1 pseudogene is annotated in these 1,516 nt (G+C 62.2%); it reads right to left on the reverse strand.

The window, feature by feature from the left end:
* Positions 1 to 768, reverse strand: a pseudogene (locus ABD301_RS42220) (reverse transcriptase domain-containing protein); the annotation flags it as partial.
* Positions 769 to 1,516 lie beyond the last annotated feature (748 nt).

Here is a 1,516-nt window from a genome sequence, read left to right on the forward strand (position 1 = left end):
CTCCGGTGCCAGCTGTAACCCCAGAAGGTCGAGTACAGCTGCCACCTCCTCCCGCAGTGTCTCGGCGTGGTGGCGCTGCCCGTCCACCATGAGGACAAAATCGTCCGCATAGCGAATGAGTCTCCACACGCCGAGGCCATTACGTCTGCGTTTGCTCCGCTGGTATGCGGTTCCCATCTCCCGGTGCCATTGCTGGGCAAAGTGCTCGTCCAGCGCGGACAAGGCGATGTTCGCCAGCAGCGGAGAGAGGATTCCGCCCTGCGGGGTCCCGGTCACTGTTTCTTCCCGATCGCCGGACGTCGTCATGACCCCGGACTTCAGGAAGGCCTTCACCAGCGCGCAGACTCTCTTGTCCTTGATTCTCGCCCGTAGGCGACACATCAAAGCCGTATGCGATATTTCATCGAAACAGGCTTTGATGTCCGCCTCCAATATCCAGTGGTAATTCCTGGGGTTGGTGGCGAAAAGATGAATCTCGGCAACAGCGTCGTGTGCGCGCCGGTTCGGGCGAAAGCCATACGAGCACGGTTGGAAATCCGCCTCGAAGATGGGCTCCAGCACCGCTTTGAGGCTTGCCTGGACTACGCGATCGGCGACAGTGGGAATCCCGAGTTTCCGGACTTTCCCGGTCGTCCCCTTGGGGATCATGACCTGTCGTACTTCGATCGGCCGGAACTCACCGGATTTCAGCGAGTCACGGATATAGCCCAAGAACTCCCCGACCCCGACCCGAGTCTCGATCCAGGCCACGGTGGCCTTGTCGACACCCGGAGTCCTCGCCCCAGCGTTGTTGGACACGCGTTCCCACGCGTACATAAGAAACGCTGGAGCGTAGACGAGGTTGAACAGGTCACCAAACCGGCGAGAGGAACGTTCTCCCGCCCAATGGTGCAGTTTGGTCTGCATCCTCCGTACCGTGCCGCGAGCCGAATCGGGATCCGGCCACAACACAGCGCCGGTATTCACCGACACGTCTTCGGACATTGCATTCCCTCCCTAACTGACACGCTGCCGCCCTTCCCCATGCGCCAGGCTTTCCCCGGCTCGGAGTACTACGGCGGCTCCGCCCCATCCGCGCCTTCGGTCGGCATCGGACCTATCCGCACCCCGACCCTCTGGTCGAAGGCTTGGCGCGGAGCGGTCACGGACGGTTCCCACGTTCACTGCTGTTCGGTTGACGGGTTAGGCACCCGGCTTTGCCCCTGCGGCATCGCCACGGCTACGCCGTAGACAATTCACCATGGCCTCCCGCCCAGACTGCGAAGACCCAGACAAGGAGTTCCCCACCCGCAAAAGGTGGGTGCGCGCCGCGTTCCAGCCCGTATCCACCGGATTTGAGCTGGCGCCATGTTAAGAGGCGTAACAACACCGGTTCCTCGCGTATACCTTCCCGTCTTGCTCACCACGCCCGGCCCATCCGGCAGTACCGAGCCGACGCGACTTTGTCGAGGCTGCTCCCACCCTCACCGACGACCCTCGGCTCAGGCTGCCTCCAGCTTCACTCCGCCACTACGAT

This window comes from Fodinicola feengrottensis, from assembly GCF_039530045.1.
Taxonomy (GTDB): domain Bacteria; phylum Actinomycetota; class Actinomycetes; order Mycobacteriales; family HKI-0501; genus Fodinicola; species Fodinicola feengrottensis.